Consider the following 253-nt stretch of genomic DNA (forward strand, 5'->3'; position numbering starts at 1 on the left):
ACGTACTTCCTGAGCCAATCTAATCTATCATGGCCAAAATCTTCAATATCTTCCCAGCCTTGGCACCCAGATATGACAGCGCTGACAGCTAAGAATATGATATCAAAAAGTTTATGGACAACTTTCCCCTGCTGGCGAGGGTCGGCAATTGATTCGAAATATTTAAATAGTTGAATATCAGGCATGGGAGCTCCTTAAAAAGGAGTATAAGATCATACTTTTAAGTCAAGGTAAAGTTCGTGATCTTGCCCTG

Annotated in this window: 1 protein-coding gene; it reads right to left on the bottom strand. The window is 40.7% G+C overall.

Features of this window, described 5'->3' with window-relative positions; all coding sequences use genetic code 11:
- A partial coding sequence (locus H5203_RS22640; RefSeq protein WP_182819710.1) for a transposase family protein occupies nucleotides 1–185 on the bottom strand: 185 nt, incomplete at its 3' end.
- Nucleotides 186–253 lie beyond the last annotated feature (68 nt).

The sequence above is a fragment of the Pseudoalteromonas sp. SG41-1 genome (genome assembly GCF_014164575.1).
Lineage (GTDB): Bacteria > Pseudomonadota > Gammaproteobacteria > Enterobacterales > Alteromonadaceae > Pseudoalteromonas > Pseudoalteromonas rhizosphaerae.